14 protein-coding genes are annotated in these 14,770 nt (G+C 68.6%); 6 read left to right on the top strand and 8 right to left on the bottom strand.

The window, feature by feature from the left end:
• Nucleotides 1–72: 72 nt before the first annotated feature.
• Nucleotides 73–330: a PepSY domain-containing protein gene (locus tag LZ686_RS10725; RefSeq protein WP_045982517.1), complete on the top strand. Its 258-nt coding sequence runs from the start codon at nt 73–75 to the stop codon at nt 328–330.
• A complete protein-coding gene (locus LZ686_RS10720) occupies nt 320–862 on the top strand; it encodes a cytochrome b/b6 domain-containing protein (RefSeq protein ID WP_349547768.1) in 543 nt (180 codons plus the stop codon). Before LZ686_RS10725 ends, LZ686_RS10720 begins: the two co-directional genes overlap by 11 nt.
• 677 nt (nt 863–1,539) lie before the next feature.
• Here LZ686_RS10720 and LZ686_RS10715 read toward each other — a convergent pair.
• The 4 genes from LZ686_RS10715 to LZ686_RS10700 all read right to left on the bottom strand — a co-directional run bounded on the left by LZ686_RS10715 (nt 1,540) and on the right by LZ686_RS10700 (nt 4,909).
• A complete protein-coding gene (locus LZ686_RS10715) occupies nt 1,540–2,259 on the bottom strand; it encodes a transporter substrate-binding domain-containing protein (RefSeq protein WP_349547767.1) in 720 nt (239 codons plus the stop codon).
• Nucleotides 2,249–3,352 carry an isocitrate/isopropylmalate dehydrogenase family protein gene (locus LZ686_RS10710; RefSeq protein ID WP_349547765.1) on the bottom strand — a complete coding sequence of 368 codons (1,104 nt, stop codon included), beginning with the start codon at nt 3,350–3,352 and terminating at the stop codon, nt 2,249–2,251. The genes LZ686_RS10715 and LZ686_RS10710 overlap by 11 nt, the downstream gene beginning before the upstream one ends.
• A 109-nt stretch (nt 3,353–3,461) precedes the next feature.
• Nucleotides 3,462–3,803, bottom strand: coding sequence for a hypothetical protein (locus tag LZ686_RS10705; RefSeq protein ID WP_349547764.1), 342 nt, complete (start codon nt 3,801–3,803; stop codon nt 3,462–3,464).
• A gap of 53 nt (nt 3,804–3,856) precedes the next feature.
• Complete coding sequence (locus LZ686_RS10700; RefSeq protein WP_349547763.1) at nt 3,857–4,909, bottom strand: Ldh family oxidoreductase; 1,053 nt, start codon at nt 4,907–4,909, stop codon at nt 3,857–3,859.
• Nucleotides 4,910–5,021: 112 nt separating this feature from the next.
• Here LZ686_RS10700 and LZ686_RS10695 point away from each other — a divergent pair, with 112 nt between their 5' ends.
• A complete protein-coding gene (locus LZ686_RS10695; protein WP_349547762.1) occupies nt 5,022–5,948 on the top strand; it encodes a GntR family transcriptional regulator in 927 nt (308 codons plus the stop codon).
• Here the strand turns inward: LZ686_RS10695 and LZ686_RS10690 are convergent.
• Nucleotides 5,945–7,015, bottom strand: a complete 1,071-nt coding sequence (locus LZ686_RS10690; RefSeq protein WP_232303380.1) for an AbrB family transcriptional regulator — start codon at nt 7,013–7,015, stop codon at nt 5,945–5,947. The two genes, LZ686_RS10695 and LZ686_RS10690, sit on opposite strands and share 4 nt — an antisense overlap.
• Before the next feature lie 70 nt (nt 7,016–7,085).
• Here LZ686_RS10690 and LZ686_RS10685 point away from each other — a divergent pair, with 70 nt between their 5' ends.
• The 3 genes from LZ686_RS10685 to tcuB are packed head-to-tail and all read left to right on the top strand — an operon-like array spanning nt 7,086 to nt 10,226.
• Nucleotides 7,086–7,751 (top strand): GntR family transcriptional regulator, encoded by a 666-nt coding sequence (locus LZ686_RS10685; RefSeq protein ID WP_349547761.1) that lies wholly within the window; start codon nt 7,086–7,088, stop codon nt 7,749–7,751.
• The gene (gene tcuA / locus LZ686_RS10680; RefSeq protein WP_349547760.1) at nt 7,748–9,142 is read left to right on the top strand and encodes an FAD-dependent tricarballylate dehydrogenase TcuA; all 1,395 of its coding nucleotides are present in this window, start codon (nt 7,748–7,750) and stop codon (nt 9,140–9,142) included. The genes LZ686_RS10685 and tcuA overlap by 4 nt, the downstream gene beginning before the upstream one ends.
• A complete protein-coding gene (tcuB, locus tag LZ686_RS10675) occupies nt 9,132–10,226 on the top strand; it encodes a tricarballylate utilization 4Fe-4S protein TcuB (protein ID WP_349547759.1) in 1,095 nt (364 codons plus the stop codon). Before tcuA ends, tcuB begins: the two co-directional genes overlap by 11 nt.
• Nucleotides 10,227–10,294: 68 nt before the next feature.
• Here the strand turns inward: tcuB and LZ686_RS10670 are convergent, their stop codons facing one another.
• The 3 genes from LZ686_RS10670 to LZ686_RS10660 all read right to left on the bottom strand — a co-directional run bounded on the left by LZ686_RS10670 (nt 10,295) and on the right by LZ686_RS10660 (nt 14,753).
• Nucleotides 10,295–11,389 carry a 4-oxalomesaconate tautomerase gene (locus LZ686_RS10670; protein WP_349547758.1) on the bottom strand — a complete coding sequence of 365 codons (1,095 nt, stop codon included), beginning with the start codon at nt 11,387–11,389 and terminating at the stop codon, nt 10,295–10,297.
• A gap of 61 nt (nt 11,390–11,450) precedes the next feature.
• Nucleotides 11,451–13,451, bottom strand: a complete 2,001-nt coding sequence (locus LZ686_RS10665) for a tripartite tricarboxylate transporter permease (RefSeq protein WP_295165833.1) — start codon at nt 13,449–13,451, stop codon at nt 11,451–11,453.
• A gap of 204 nt (nt 13,452–13,655) precedes the next feature.
• Complete coding sequence (locus LZ686_RS10660; RefSeq protein WP_349547757.1) at nt 13,656–14,753, bottom strand: Bug family tripartite tricarboxylate transporter substrate binding protein; 1,098 nt, start codon at nt 14,751–14,753, stop codon at nt 13,656–13,658.
• Nucleotides 14,754–14,770 lie beyond the last annotated feature (17 nt).

Raw genomic sequence — 14,770 nt, 5'->3', positions numbered from 1 at the left:
GGGGTTGTAAGGTTGCTGCAAGGTCCGCCGTCCACTGCTGTGCGCATCGAAACACCCGTGACGGAGAGATCCATGCGTACCCCCCTTCTTGCCCTGATGCTGGCCGGACTGGCCTTTCCCGCTTTGGCCGCAGACCGCTGCGACGTGGCCCAGGCCGACTGGCGCCCGGTCGAGGAACTGACCGCCGCGCTGACCGCGAAAGGCTGGACCGTCAGCAACGTCAAGACCGAGGACGGCTGCTACGAGGTCTATGGCCACGACCAGGACGGCAAGCGCGTCGAGACGTTCTTCGACCCCGCCACCTTCGAGGCGGTGGGCGATGACGACTGACAGGGTACGCGTGTGGGACGGCTTCGTGCGGCTGTTCCACTGGTCGCTTGTCGCGCTGATCGCGGGGGCCTGGCTGACCGCCGATGGGCCCAAGATCGTGCACGAGCGCATGGGTTATGTCATCGCGGCGCTTATCGCGGCGCGCGTGATCTGGGGGCTGATCGGCCCCCGCCATGCCCGCTTCACGGATTTCGTCCGCGGGCCGCGCCCGGTGCTGGCCCATCTGCGCGACCTGCGGGCGGGCCGCGAACGCCGCTATCTGGGCCACAACCCGGCGGGCGGCGCGATGATCGTGGCGCTGCTGCTGACGGTCGCGGGCACCGCGCTGACCGGCTGGCTGCAGACGACCGACGCGTTCTGGGGATCGTCCACGATGGAGGAGGTCCACGAGGTTCTGGCCACGCTGATCCTGGTGCTGGCGTCGCTGCATGTCGCGGGCGTCCTGGTCGAGAGCCTGCGCCACCACGAGAACCTGGTCCTGTCGATGCTGACCGGCAAAAAGCGCCCCCTCTCCGACAGGGACCGCGGCTGAGGCGTGGCGCCCCGGCCGCGGCCACCGTGCCCCGCAGCATCGTCGCGCGATCCACACCGATTTGATTGTGGCCGGCTTTGTACCGGCCAACCACCCGGTCGGCCGGGGGGCCTCGTGCAAATGGCCCCTGTCGCTGCATCCTTGGAGCACAGTCGAGATGTGAATTTCGTGCAGCATTCTCGCTGCGTGCCGACAAAAGGCAAAGCAAAGCTGCACTCCGGCGCTGACCGGTGAGATGCGGCGTCCGGGCCGATGACATCCTTGCTGATCCTCGCACCCGACACAGGGCATCGAACCATTGCCGCACGCTATTGCCGGTTACCGCTGCCCTGCGCGTGATCCGCGGCGGTGATGACGTCGCGATCCCGAATGCAGGCTATCTCCACTGCGGTTCGCGTCACCCGGATGGCCTCGCATCGCGATTGATCGCGGCCATCGTGCGCCGCCGATGCCCGTCAGAGGAGGCAGCACGTAGCCCGTTGCAAATGGCAAAGGCGGTCTTCCGGGCCAATCCCAATCCCGCTGCGGCCAAGCACAGATGGCATTCCGCCGGGAACCGAGATGCGGCCGATTCAAAAACCATCGCGTGTATGGCGTTCGCAACCGGCGCCAAGGCGATGCTCCCGCCCTATAGGGCAAAACGTCACGTTGGAGACGAGACTGCCACACCCGTGCGGTCAGGGCAGGACCGCACCCTGGGTGGCGTTCCGCGTCATCATGCCGGCGATCAGGCCCGACTGCCGGGCATCCGCAAGAAACGCGTTCAGTGCGGCGACCACGGACGCATCGCGGCCGGCCGGCACGCCCAAGGCCTGGGGGATCACCATGAACCGTTCGGGCAGCAGGCGCAGGCCGGGATGGCGGCGCTGGTCGGATTCAAGCTGCTGGCGGATGCCGGCGGCGACCTCGAACCCTTCGCGCAGGGCGCAGTCGACGACTTCCTGCGAGGTTTTGACGCGTTCCAGGCTTGCCTGCACGATCGTGCGCGAGAGGTGCAGATCATAGGCGCTGCCCCGCCCGACCGCGATGCGGATGCCGGGACGGTCGACCTGATCCAGCGCGGTGATGGGCGATCCGTCGCGCACCAGATACCACCCCTCGATCAGCACCCAGGGGTCGGTGAAGGCCACGGTCGCGGCACGCGCCGGATCGACCGCGAAGAACCCCAGATCGGCGCGCCCCTCCGACACCATCGCGACCGAGGCGGCGGCATTCGGCACCGTCACCAGATCCAACGGCAGCCCGCGCCGTGCGGCCAGGGCGCGGGCCAGATCGACCGAGATGCCCGCGGGCTGCCCGTCCGCCGTGGGGCGGGTCAGGATCGCGTTCCCGGTGTTGATCACCACGCGCAGCGTGCCGGTGGGCGCCAGGGCGGCGTTCAGGTCGTCATCGGTCATGGGTGGCTCCGGGGTTGCGGATGGTGTCGACGATGCGCGCGGCAAAGGCGGCGGTGCCAAGCGGCCCGGCCAGATCTCCGGTCCGCCAGGCAGGAACGGCGATGACGCGAGCCACGGCATCCTCGATCAGGTCGGCCGCGGCTCCCAGGGCGGGATCGCCGCGGCGATCGCCCAGCCAGCGCAGAAGCATCGCGGTCGAATTGATCAGCGATGCCGGGTTCGCGCGGTCCTGGCCCGCGATCGACGGCGCCGATCCGTGCTGGGCCTGCGCCATGGCATGGGCCTCTCCGGCGTTCAACGATGCGGCAAGGCCGATGCTGCCCGCGATCTCGGTCGCCTGGTCAGAGAGGATGTCGCCGAACATGTTGGTGGTGACGATGGTGTCGAAGGCCGACGCGTCGCGCACCAGCAGGGCCGCCATGGCATCGACCAGCACCTCCTCGACCACGACATCGGGATAGGACTGTGCCACGGCGCGCGTGCAGGACAGGAACAGGCCGTCGCTGATGCGCAGGACGTTGGCCTTGTGGACGACGGTCAGCCGGCCGCCCCGCTGGCGCGCGATGCGGAACCCCGCCTCGGCGATGCGGGTCGAACCCTGGCTCGTCACCTTGCGCATGGCGATGGCCACGTCCTCGGTCGGCATGAACTCTCCGGTGCCGGCGAACATCGTGCGGTCGGCGTAAAAGCCCTCGGTGTTCTCGCGCACGATCACCAGGTCGACGGGCACGCCGCAGCGGGCCGGAAAATCGGGGTGGGACCGGGCCGGGCGGATGTTGGCGAACAGGTCCAGGTGCTTGCGCAAATGCCCCGACGGATTGACGCCGCCCTGTGCCTCGGGGGGATAGTCGTTGTGCGACACCGGCCCCAGGATCACCCCGTCCGCCGCGCGGGCCCGGTCCAGCAGGCCCGCGGGAAAGCTCGTGCCCTGCGCCGCAAGCGGCCGCAGCCCGACCTGGGCCCGGTCCAGGCGGAACCGCAGGCCGGTCCGGTCCTGCACCGCGTCCAGGACGTCCACCGTCGCCGCGGTGATTTCAGGGCTGATGCCGTCGCCGTCCAGGACCAGAAGCGTGACAGGATCGGATGGGGTCATGAAGGATCTCCGTTCTAGGAAGGGTCAATGCGGTGGGCGTTGTCCGGCAAGGTGCCAAGCCAGCATCTGTTGCCGGCGCGGCACGTGCTCAGACAGTCGCCGCGGTCGCTCACCAGCGGCAAGTCGTGCCCGCAGGCAGGGATCGCGCCAGGCCGTCCGCACCGCAGATCGCGGATGCGGGTGATGGTCGCGCTGCGGACTGGTTTGTACCGATGCTCAATCCACCACCGGACACATTGCGGATGAAGACCGCCAGCTGGCTTGGAAGATAGCGGCATAGATAGGAGGCGAAGAGCCGAGCCAGGGCATCGGTTCGCACGCCCGCGCCAAGGGGGATTACCCATTCCATCTGCTGCCCAGCATGATCAACCTTATGCGCGCGGGGGGCGGCGGGAATGGTCATCGTGGCCAGCAGCGCAGTCGTCAGGTTCCGTCGTCCGGTTGATCTCATGTCGTGGTTCCTTCGTCGGAAAATGCCCGCTGCGGCCCCAAGGCGGGCGCCTGTCACGGCTTCAGTGTGACACCCGCGCGGGCCGCCTCTTGCGCCAGCAGGCGCAGGTCCTCGCCGTCAAGGCGGATGCCGTCGCGCCTGCGGATCTGGGTTGCGCGCGCCTCGATCTCTCCGGGCATCATGATCCGGTCCACGCCGGCGGCGCGGGGCTGGTCCTTGGCGCGGCGGATCAGCTCCTCGATCCGCGCCTCGTACTGGCCGGGTTCCAGGAACAGGTCCGGGCGGAACGCCAGGAAGACGTGGCCCACATCCTGGGGGACGTCGAAATCGCTGTACTGATTGCCCACCGCGCCCCCGAAGGCTGCGCCTGACATCACCCCCGCCATGATCTCCATCATCAGGGACAGCCCCGACCCCTTGGCGCCGGCCAAGGGCAGCACGACGCCCTCGTATCCCTTCTGCGCATCCGTGGTGGGGTTTCCGTCCGCATCCAGCGCCCAGCCAAGCGGGATCGGTTCGTTGCGGGCGGCGGCGCGGCGCACCTTGCCGCGGGCCACGACCGACAGCGCCATGTCCAGGACGATCGGACGATCACCCGCCGGCGCGGCAAACGCAAAGGGGCTGGTTCCCAGAAACGGCGCCCGCCCGCCCCAGATCGGCATCGCCCGGGACGCGTTGGTGAAGACGAAGGCCGCCATTCCCGCATCCGTCGCCTGCAGCAGATAGCTTGCCGCCATGCCGAAATGCGTCGACCGCCGCACCGCGCACATGCCCATGCCATGGTCGCGCGCCATGTCGACCGCTTCGGCCATGGCACGGGTCGCGGCGACAAAGCCAAGCGCGTCATCCGCATCCAGCCGTGCCGCGACCGAGACCGGGCGGTCCAGCACCATACAGGGCCTGGCCTTGACCAGCCCACGACGCAGCCGATCCAGATAGATCGGGACGCGCGACACGCCATGTGACGACACCCCGCGAAGATCCGCCAGCACCAGGCATTCGGCAACCCGCCGCGCGTCGGCCTGGGGCACGTCATGGGCCGCGAAGATCGCGGCGACCGCAGACGTCAGACCGGCTTCGGTGAAGACTTGGCTTTCCTGCGGCATGCGCGGTCCTTTCGCTGTCGCGCATTTTATCCATTTTTGGTCGTTAAAATGCAATAGTGAAGACGACGACTGCGCGTGTTAGATCGGACGGACCCAAACAAAGGCCCCGCATTTGCCCCCCACGCCCCCGTCACGCAGCCGCATCGGCCCGCATCTTGCCGCCGACATCGCGGCGCATATCACCGCCGAATCCCTGACCGAGGGCACGCATCTGCGCACCGCCGATCTGGCCCGGAGATTCGCGGTGTCGCGCTGGCCGGTCGAGCAGGCCCTGAAGGAACTGGCAGAGAGCGGCCATGTCCGGCACGAACCGAACCGCGGCTTCTTCGTGCGCGGAAACGGGCCCGCGGCGCCCGCGGCGCCCGCGGCGCCCGATCCTGTCCATGCGGCCTATCTGCGCCTGGCGGTCCTGTTGACGGAACAGGCCATCGGTCCGCAGGTCACCGAACAGCAGATCCGCAACCGCTTTGCGCTGACACGGCGGCAGACCTCGGACCTGATGGGGCGGCTGATCCGCGAGGGGATCGCGGAGAAGCGCGCGGGCTATGGCTGGAACATCAACACTGAACTGACCGCACCCGACGCGCTGGACCATACCACGCAGATGCGGCTGATCCTGGAACCCGCGGCGCTGCGCCTGCCCCGCTATCACCTGCCCCAAGGCGACATCGCCCGCCTGCGCCGGGTCGAGCACGACCTGCTGGACGGCACGATCGACCGCGCGCCGCCCGATGCCCTGTACCTGCGCGGCGCGCAGTTCCATGAGGCAGTCATGGCCGGGGCGGGCAATCCCTTCATGCTTCAGGCGCTGACGCGGGTGAACCGGGTCCGGCGGCTGCTGACCTATCGCGCGATGGACGACCGCGAACGCTATTACCGGCAGTCGCGGGAACATCTGGCGATCCTGGACCTGATCGAGGCGGGCGACCATGCCGGCGCCGCCCTGCAGATGGAGGCGCATCTGCACAAGGTGCGCCACAGCCTGTCGGCGCTTGGCTTCATCCCCGCGCAGGACGTGGCGGGAACGACGCCCGGCTAGGGTCGGCGCCGGACCGGCCGCGGCACGCCCATATAGCGCGCCATCAGCGGGGCGCCGGTGATGACCACGACGATCCGCGTCAGGTGGTGCAGCACGACGAAGCCCAGGTCGGCACCCACGACGATGGCCAGCACTGTCAGTTCGGCCTGCCCGCCGGGGGCAAAGGCCAGGAACCCCTCCAGCGGGCGGGCCAGGCCGGTCAGGACCACGAATTCGGTGAAGGCCGCCGCCAGCACCGCCAGCACCATCACGAAGGCCAGCCCCGACAGCACGAACATCCGCAGCTCGCGCAGCGTGACGCCGACATACTGCACGCCGATGCCGATGCCGATGAACAGCTGCGCCAGCATGATCGCCTCGGCCGGGGGGCGCTGCGTGATGATGCCGGCCATCGACAGGGCGGCGGTGGTGATCATCGGACCCAGAATCGAGGCGCCGAACAGCCCCAGGTATTCGCCGCCCTTCCAGCCGACGATCGCGGATACCGCCATCCAGCCCAGCTGCCCCGCGCCGAAATCGCGCAGCGGCGCGCCCATCGCCCCGGTCAGCGGCGCATCGTACAGCCAGACCAGGATCGCCGGCGCGATGGTGACCAGCACCGCGACGCGGGTGGCGTGAATCAGGGACAGCGCCCGGACGTCGGCCCCGGCCTCCTGCCCGAAGATGACCATGTCCTGCAGCCCGCCGGGCATGGCGGCGTAATAGGACGTGGCCGGGTCAAACCCCAGCCTGCGAAAGAACGGCACCCCGATCAGGCCGATCAGCAGCACATAGACCGGGACAAGCGCCACGCTGAGTGCCATCTGCGGGATCTGGGCGACGACCTGGGGGGTGATCGACGCGCCGACGGCGACCCCCAAGATGGTCCGCGCCCCGACCGAGACCGGTCCCATCCCGCGCAGCCGCGCGCCCGTCAGCGCCGCCGCCAGGCAGAACGACATCGGCCCGAACAGGAACGGCAGCGGCAGTCCCAGCAGGTGGAATGTCGCCGCGCCCGCCAGCGCCAGCATCAGGGTGCCGGCCCGCGGGACCAGCGACGACAGCATGGAACGGTCGGGCTGCGTCATGGCATTCTCCTTGTTGACGCTTTATGTATCCAACTGTATGCAGCAGGATGCAACAAGGATCTGCAGGCCCATGACCGACGACACCGACGGCCCCCAGGGGCAATCCGCCTATCGCCGCCTGCTGGCCGACATCAAGTCGGGGCAGCTGCTGCCCGGCGCCCGCCTGCGCGAAACCGAACTGGCCGAGCGGTTGGGCATCTCGCGCACGCCGGTGCGCGAGGCGATCCGGCAGCTGGAGGCCGACGGCCTGGTCACCCACCAGGCGCGCCAGGGGGCCACGATCCGCAACCTGGACTATGCCGAGGTGATCGAGCTGTACGTGATGCGGTCGGTTCTTGAGGGCACGGCCTCGCGCCTTGCCGCGCGGATGGCGCAGCGCGTCGAGGTGGTCGAGCTGACCGAGCTGAACGACGCCTTGGCCGCCAGCGAACCGGGCGCCGCCGCGCAGGAGCTGAACCGCCAGTTCCACCGCACCCTGCTGGACGCCGCGCGCAACCGGTTCCTGGTCAAGACCATGAGCGCGCTGCAAAAGACGCTGCTGATCCTGGGGCCCACGACGCTGGCCGATCCGACCCGCCCCGAGGCCGCGGCGGCCGAGCATGCCGCCGTGATCCGCGCCATCGCCGCCCATGACGGCGACGCGGCCGAGGCCGCGATGCGCGCCCATGTCGAGGCCGCCCTGAACGCGCGCATCCGCGCCATGCGCGGCCGTGAAATACCGATGGAGGACGAATGACCCGATACAGCGACCTTTACGACATCGCGGTGGTCGGCGGCGGCAATGCCGCGCTGTGCGCCGCGATCACCGCGGCCGAGGCCGGCGCGCGGGTCATCATCCTGGAGGGCGCGCCCCTGCCCTATCGCGGTGGCAATTCGCGGCACACGCGCAACTTCCGTTGCATGCATCGCGGCCCGATGTCGCCGCTGACCGGCGCCTATGAAGAGGACGAATACTTCCACGACCTGATGCTGGTCACCAAGGGCAAGACCGACGAACACCTGGCGCGCATGACCATCCGCACCTCCGAGGAATGCCTGCCCTGGATGCAGGACCATGGGGTCCGGTTTCAGCCGTCCCTGTCGGGCACCCTGTCGCTGTCGCGCACCAACGCCTTCTTCCTGGGCGGGGGCAAGGCGCTGGTGAACGCCTATTACAACACCGCCGCCGACCTGGGCGTCACCATCGTCTACGAGGCGCAGGTCCGCCATGTCCACCGCGAGGGCCAGGCCATCACCCACCTGGACGTCGAGATCGCCGAGGCCCTGCCGGTCACCATCCGCGCGCGGGCCTTCGTGCTGGCATCGGGCGGGTTCCAGGCGGATCTGGACTGGCTGGCGCGGGCCTGGGGGCCGTCGGCGCGCAACTTCCTGATCCGGGGCACGCCCTATAACCGCGGCGTCGTGCTCAAGGACATGCTGGACCAGGGCGCCGACAGCGTGGGCGACCCAACGCAGTGCCACGCCGTGGCCATCGACGGGCGCGCACCGAAATACGACGGCGGCATCGTCACGCGGCTGGACTGCGTGCCCTTCTCGATCGTGGTGAACCGCGACGGCCAGCGCTTTTATGACGAGGGCGAGGATACCTGGCCCAAGCGCTATGCGATCTGGGGTCGCCTGGTCGCGGCACAGCCCGACCAAGTCGGCTATGCCCTTATCGATGCCAAGTCGATCGACCTGTTCATGCCGTCGGTCTTTCCCCCCATCGTGGCGGACACGATCCCCGAACTGGCCGCCAAGATGGGGCTGGACCCCGCCGCGGTGCAGACCACCGTTTCGGCATTCAACGCTGCCTGCCGCCCCGGCACGTTCCACCCGACAGAGCTGGACGGGATGGCGACCGAGGGGCTGGACATCCAGAAGACGAACTGGGCCCGCCCGTTGGATAAGCCCCCCTATTACGGCTATCAGCTGCGCCCCGGCGTGACCTTCACCTATCTGGGTCTGAAGGTGTCCGACAGCGCGCAGGTCCACACGCCCGACGGGCCGATCACCAACCTGTGGGCCGCCGGAGAGATCATGGCGGGCTCGATCCTGGGCCAGGGCTATCTGGCAGGCTTTGGAATGACCATCGGAACCGTCTTCGGACGCATCGCCGGCAAGGAGGCCGCCGCCCATGTCGCTTGATTTCGCCGCAACCACCCCGCTGACCGCCACTGAGGAGGCCCGCCGCCAGATCGAGATCTGCAACGCCTGCCGTTACTGCGAGGGGTTCTGTTCGGTCTTTCCCGCCATGACGCGCAGCAAGGCCTTTGCCGACGGCGACCTGACGCATCTGTCCAACCTGTGCCACAACTGCCGCGGCTGCCATTACGCCTGCCAGTACACCGCGCCCCATGAATTCGACCTGAACATCCCCGCCGCCCTGGCCGAGGTCCGCCAGGACAGCTGGGAACGCCTGGCGCGCCCGCAGGCGCTGGCCCGGATGTTCCATGAACGCGGCGTCGCCATGGCGGGACTGCTGGTCGTCGCGCTGACGCTGTTCTTCGCGCTGATCGCGGCGGCGCGCCCGACCGGGGGCGAGGGGTTCTATGCCTACATGGCGCACAATATGATGATCGCGATCTTCATCCCCGCCTTCGTCGCGCCCCTGGCGCTGATCGGGCTGTCGCTGCGCGACTATTGGCGCGAGGTCGGCGGCGGGCGGGTCCGGTTGCGCCACCTGGCCAAGGCAGGCGACATGGCCGGGCGGATGAAGAACCTGAACGGCGGGCATGGCGACGGCTGCAACTTCGAGGATGGCGACCGCTTCAGCCAGAAACGCCGCATCGCGCATCAGCTGATGATGTGGGGGTTCCTGGCCTGCTTTGCCGCGACATCGTCGGGCACGATCCTGCATTACGTCTTCGGCTGGTACGCCCCCTATCCGCTTTGGGCGCCGCCCAAGCTGCTGGGCGTGCCGGGCGGCATCGCGATGGTCGCGGGCGCGATCGGGCTGGCCGCGCTGAAGCTGCGCGCCGATCCCGGCCTGGGCGCGCGCCGGGTCTGGGGCGGAGAGATGGCCTTCATCGTGCTGCTGGGCGCGGTGGCGGCGACGGGGCTTGCGCTCTATGCGGCCACGGGCACGGGCGCGGTCGGCCCGCTGCTGGCGGTCCACCTGGCGACGGTCATGACGCTGTTCCTGCTGATGCCCTTCTCCAAGATGATCCACGGCTTTTTCCGCTTCACCGCGCTGGTGGCCGAGGCCGGGAAGCTGGAAAAGACCCGCTGATCCGTCACCCCCGCGCATGAAAAAGGCCCCGGCTGCGATGCCGGGGCCTTTGTCGTCCACGGGCGGGCCTATGCCCCGGCCAACGCGGCCGCGGGGACGAAGACCTCTCCGGTGACCAGCTTGCGCGCGGTGCGGATCGCGCCGGCGCTGACCACCTGCAGGTCGTGACCCCGGCCGCTGGTGCGCAGGGCCACGTCGATCATGCCGCTTGGATGCTCGATCAGGATCTCTCGGTCGTCTCCCTCCGGGCGCTGCGCCAGCCCGTCCGAGACCGACCCCTCCAGGACCGACACCGTCGCCACGCACAGCGCGCCGGTCACCGCGAAGGCGGCATGCGCCTTGTGCGGCACGAAATAGCGCGCGGCGACGTGCCCGCCGTCGCGCGGCGCGGCCAGGATCGCGACCTTGGGGATGACCTTTCCGGCCACGTCGCCCAGGCCCATGCGGCGCCCGGCCTCCAGCCGCATCGCCTCCAGCCGGGCAAAGAAGTCGCGGTCGGCGTCCAGTTCGGCGGGGGTCTCATAGCCGGTCTTGCCCAGGTCCGCCGCGCGCAGGATCATCATCGGCACCGCCACGTCGATCAGCGTGACGTCGATGCCGTCGATCTGTTCCAGCAGATGGCCCGAAGGCAGCAGCCCGCTGGTCTTGGACCCGACGATGTCCATGAAGTTCAGCCGCACCGCGGCGGCCGTGCCGGGCACCCCGGCGATGGCCTGATCGCCGTCGTAATCGACCGCACCGTCATCGGTGCTGACCACGGCCTCGATCCGGCTGGCGGTGTTCTCGTTATAGATGACGACGCGCGTCTCGCGGCCGGTCGCCGCGACCATGCCGCGTTCGATGGCAAAGGGGCCGACGCCGGCAAGGATGTTGCCGCAGGACGGCCCGGTATCCACCACCGCCTCGGTCACCGAGACCTGGGCGAACAGATAGTCGACATCCACCCCCTCGCGCGCGGAGGGACGCACCATCGCCACCTTGGAGGTCAGCGTGTCCGCGCCCCCGATGCCGTCGATCTGGCGCGCATCGGGCGAGCCCATCGCCGCCAGCAGCACGCGGTCGCGCGCAGCGGTGTCGGCAGGCAGGTCGTCAGTGCGGAAATACGGCCCCTTCGAGGTGCCGCCGCGCATGATGATGACGGGAATGCCGTGCTGTTTGGCCATGTTGTTCCTCCGTTCGTTCAACAGGAATGGCCCGCGCCTTTCGGTGCGGGCCAAGCTTTCGTCAAGAGACCAGCGGCCAGGGCAGCCGGTCGTAGAAGTGGTTCTGAAGCAGCCCCTCGGGCAGGATCAGGTTCAGCGCCGATGTCAGGATCAGCAGGATGATCGCCCCCATCAGCGTCAAGAGCAGGGTCTGAACCCAGCCAGACCTGGCGACGATGCGCAGGAACGCCACGAAGAACAGCACGACCGCCAGGAAATAGCCGACCAGCGCGATGGCGGCGACAAAGCCCACCAGCCAGCCGATGTATTTCAGCGGCGTCATCGGGCCCAGCTGGTCCGACACCTCCTTGGATTCCGCGTCGAAAACCGCCCCACTGGACCGGTTGCCGCGGATCTGCGGCCACAGGACCATGGCCGCCGTGGCCATGCCAACGACCGCGATGCTGACCGGGAAGATGCGGCCCAGCTGCGACAGGTTGATCGTCTCCATAAAGGTAAAGACGAACAGCGCCATGATGCCCAGGGTAAAGGCGATCTGCGGCCACATGGGCTGGGTCAGGGTCGCGGCGGACTTGCCCTCGACCTCGATCTTGCTGCCGCTCTTCTTCTGGGAATACATGCTGAAGCCGACGGACAGCAGGATGATCGCGCCGATGATCAGCACGATGGGACGCTGGAACGCGTTCCACCCCGAGAACTGCAGCGCCTGGTACAGATAGCGTTCGGCCTGCGTGGCCAGAACGAAGCCGATCAGGAAGGCCGGGCGCGGCCAGCCGAACCGGCGCAGCATCATGCCGACGACGCCCAGCACCACCAGCGCCACCAGGTCATAGAGCGAGCGGTTGGGCTGGAACGCGGCAAAGGTGATGACCAGGATCATGAACGGCGCGACCAGGGGATAGCGCACGACCGTGACCTTGGCGATGGCGGGCGCCAGCAGGATGCACAGCGCCGTGCCCAGGACGTTGGCGATCGCCAGCGACCAGACGATCGTGTAGGTCACGTCCAGGTTGGTGCTGACCATCGACGGTCCGGGCTGCAGGCCGATCAGGATCATGCCGGCCAGGAAGATCGCCATGGACCCCGACCCGGGAATGCCGAACAGCAGGGTTGGCACAAGGCCGCCGCCGTCCTTGGAGGCGGTGGTCGATTCCACCGCGATGACGCCGCGGATGTCGCCCTTGCCGAACTGGCTCTTGTCGCGCGAGGTCTGCACGACGTGGCCATAGGCGATCCAGTCGACGACCGATCCGCCCAGGCCCGGGATCATGCCCAGCATCGCGCCAAGCGCCGCCAGGCGCAGCGTCAGCCAGCGGTACATCCAGGTGTCCTTCAGTCCCTGCGACCAGCCGGCGCCGATGGCCGAGCCTTCCTGCGCGATCGAGCTGTTGCGGCGCAGAAGGTCGCCGATCTCGGGGATGGCGAACAGCGCCAGGCCCACGATGACCAGCGGGACGCCGTTCATCAGGTACAGCGAGCCGAACTCCATCCGGTATTCGCCGGTGGCGGGCGCCGCGCCGACCGCGCCAAGCGCAAGTCCGGCCGCGCAGGCGGCGACGCCCTTGGCCAGGCTGGAGCCGGACAGCGCGCCGACCATCGACAGGCCGAACATGGTCAGCATGAACAGTTCGGCCGCGCCGAAGGACAGGATCAGCGGGCGCGCGATCAGCACGCAGACCGTCAGGACCAGCGCCCCGAACAGACCGCCGATGAACGAGGCCGAGAATGCCGCGCTGAGCGCGCGGGCCGCCTGGCCCTTCTTGGCCAGCGGAAAGCCGTCCAGGATCGTCGCCTGCGAGGCCGACGACCCCGGGATCCCCATGAGGATCGAGGCGAAGGTGTCCGATGTGGACAGGACCGGCAGGATGCCGATCAGCATCGCCAGCGCCAGCGTCGGTTCCATGCCATAGACGAAGGGCAGCAGCAGCGACATCCCGACGATGCCGCCCAGGCCGGGCAGGACACCCACGACCAGGCCGGTCAGGACGCCGATCATCAGGTACTGGATATGTTGGAACGTCAGCACAGTGCCGAGCGCAGAAAGTATCGCGTCAGTGACCATGGTAAGCCCTTGGACCTTCTGATGGGGTGATGGCGCCGTGCAGCACGCGCGTCGCAGGACGCGGCGGCATGCCGCCGGGGGCGATCACCCGGTTTGCGGGGAACCGGCCGCACCCGGGCCCGGACTGCGTGTCGCAGGGGCATCGTGGCGCGGTCGGAACGGGGGGCGGGCGGCGCGCGTGTCGCGTGCCGCCCGCGGGTCAGGTCAGTCCAGCATCACGCTGTGGTTCTCGCTCAGATAGGTGCGGACCCATTCGCGGGCCTCGGGGTCGATGGTGGTCGCGACCTTGTACAGATCGACGACCTCGTCGCCCACGGCCTGGTCATAATCGCCCAGCACCTCGCCCGAACTGGCGATCAGCTCCGGATCCTGGACGGCGGCGGCGAATGCGTCGCGATAGGCCTGCACGATGTTCTCGGGCGTGCCGCCGGGCAGCATCGCGGGCTTCTGCGCGGCAAAGCCCGAGTTGAAGAACGCCTTGTACGCCTCGAAGGCCACGCCCGAGGGCGGCTCTCCGTGCATCATCTCGTAGGCTTCGACGAAATGCGGGATGTCCGGGAAGGACGGGTCGCGCTGCACGTTGCCTTCCGCGTCCAGCACCCCGTAGGAGAACAGCGGCACGGCCGAGCCTTCCTCGACCAGGGGTGCCACGTTCGTCAGATAGGCCGACGAAGTCTGATAGTCGATCGTGGCCTCGCCACGCTCGAACGCCAGGCGACCGTCGCCGCGTCCGGTCATGCCGAAGACGTGGCGCACGTTCAGGCCCATCACCTCGAAGGCCAGCATCGGCACCAGGTCCAGCGAGGTCGCGCCCTGGCTGGCATAGACCAGCTCGGTGTCGGCCAGCTTGCCCAGTTCGGACGCGTCGGCCACGCCGGCGCTGGCAGGGATGTAGACCACGCCGCCCGTGGGCGAGACCAGCACCGGTTCGAAATCGGCATAGTCATAGCGGACGCGCGTGTCGCCCAGCAGGAACGGGAACTGTGTCGAACCCGACGTGCCCAGCAGCTGCAGGCCGTTCGGACGCGCGCGGGCCGCGAATTCGTTGGTTCCGGTGATCGAGCCGCCGCCGGGGACGTTGCGGATGATCACGTTGGGATTGCCGGGCAGATGCCGCGACAGGTAGGGGGCGAAGAAACGCGCCCAGACATCCGAACCGCCGCCTTCCGAGAAGGGAACCCACCATTCGACGGTCTGGCCCGAGAAGTCGACCTCCTGGGCGGCGGCGGGGGCGGCGGTCAGGCTGGCGGCCACGAATGCGGCGGCGACGGCGCCCTTGAGGCGACGCAGTGTTGCTTGCATGTTTTTATTCCTCCCAT

Source organism: Paracoccus sp. NFXS7, from assembly GCF_040148865.1.
Classification (GTDB): Bacteria; Pseudomonadota; Alphaproteobacteria; order Rhodobacterales; family Rhodobacteraceae; genus Paracoccus; species Paracoccus marcusii.
This window is presented reverse-complemented; position numbering and strand designations above follow the sequence as displayed.

Coding starts and splice junctions, on each gene's coding strand:
- LZ686_RS10725 (WP_045982517.1), top strand. CDS start 73: ATGCGTACCCCCCTTCTTGCCCTGATGCTGGCCGGACTGGCCTTTCCC.
- LZ686_RS10720 (WP_349547768.1), top strand. CDS start 320: ATGACGACTGACAGGGTACGCGTGTGGGACGGCTTCGTGCGGCTGTTC.
- LZ686_RS10715 (WP_349547767.1), bottom strand. CDS start 2,259: ATGACCGATGACGACCTGAACGCCGCCCTGGCGCCCACCGGCACGCTG.
- LZ686_RS10710 (WP_349547765.1), bottom strand. CDS start 3,352: ATGACCCCATCCGATCCTGTCACGCTTCTGGTCCTGGACGGCGACGGC.
- LZ686_RS10705 (WP_349547764.1), bottom strand. CDS start 3,803: ATGAGATCAACCGGACGACGGAACCTGACGACTGCGCTGCTGGCCACG.
- LZ686_RS10700 (WP_349547763.1), bottom strand. CDS start 4,909: ATGCCGCAGGAAAGCCAAGTCTTCACCGAAGCCGGTCTGACGTCTGCG.
- LZ686_RS10690 (WP_232303380.1), bottom strand. CDS start 7,015: ATGACGCAGCCCGACCGTTCCATGCTGTCGTCGCTGGTCCCGCGGGCC.
- LZ686_RS10685 (WP_349547761.1), top strand. CDS start 7,086: ATGACCGACGACACCGACGGCCCCCAGGGGCAATCCGCCTATCGCCGC.
- tcuA (WP_349547760.1), top strand. CDS start 7,748: ATGACCCGATACAGCGACCTTTACGACATCGCGGTGGTCGGCGGCGGC.
- tcuB (WP_349547759.1), top strand. CDS start 9,132: ATGTCGCTTGATTTCGCCGCAACCACCCCGCTGACCGCCACTGAGGAG.
- LZ686_RS10670 (WP_349547758.1), bottom strand. CDS start 11,389: ATGGCCAAACAGCACGGCATTCCCGTCATCATCATGCGCGGCGGCACC.
- LZ686_RS10665 (WP_295165833.1), bottom strand. CDS start 13,451: ATGGTCACTGACGCGATACTTTCTGCGCTCGGCACTGTGCTGACGTTC.
- LZ686_RS10660 (WP_349547757.1), bottom strand. CDS start 14,753: ATGCAAGCAACACTGCGTCGCCTCAAGGGCGCCGTCGCCGCCGCATTC.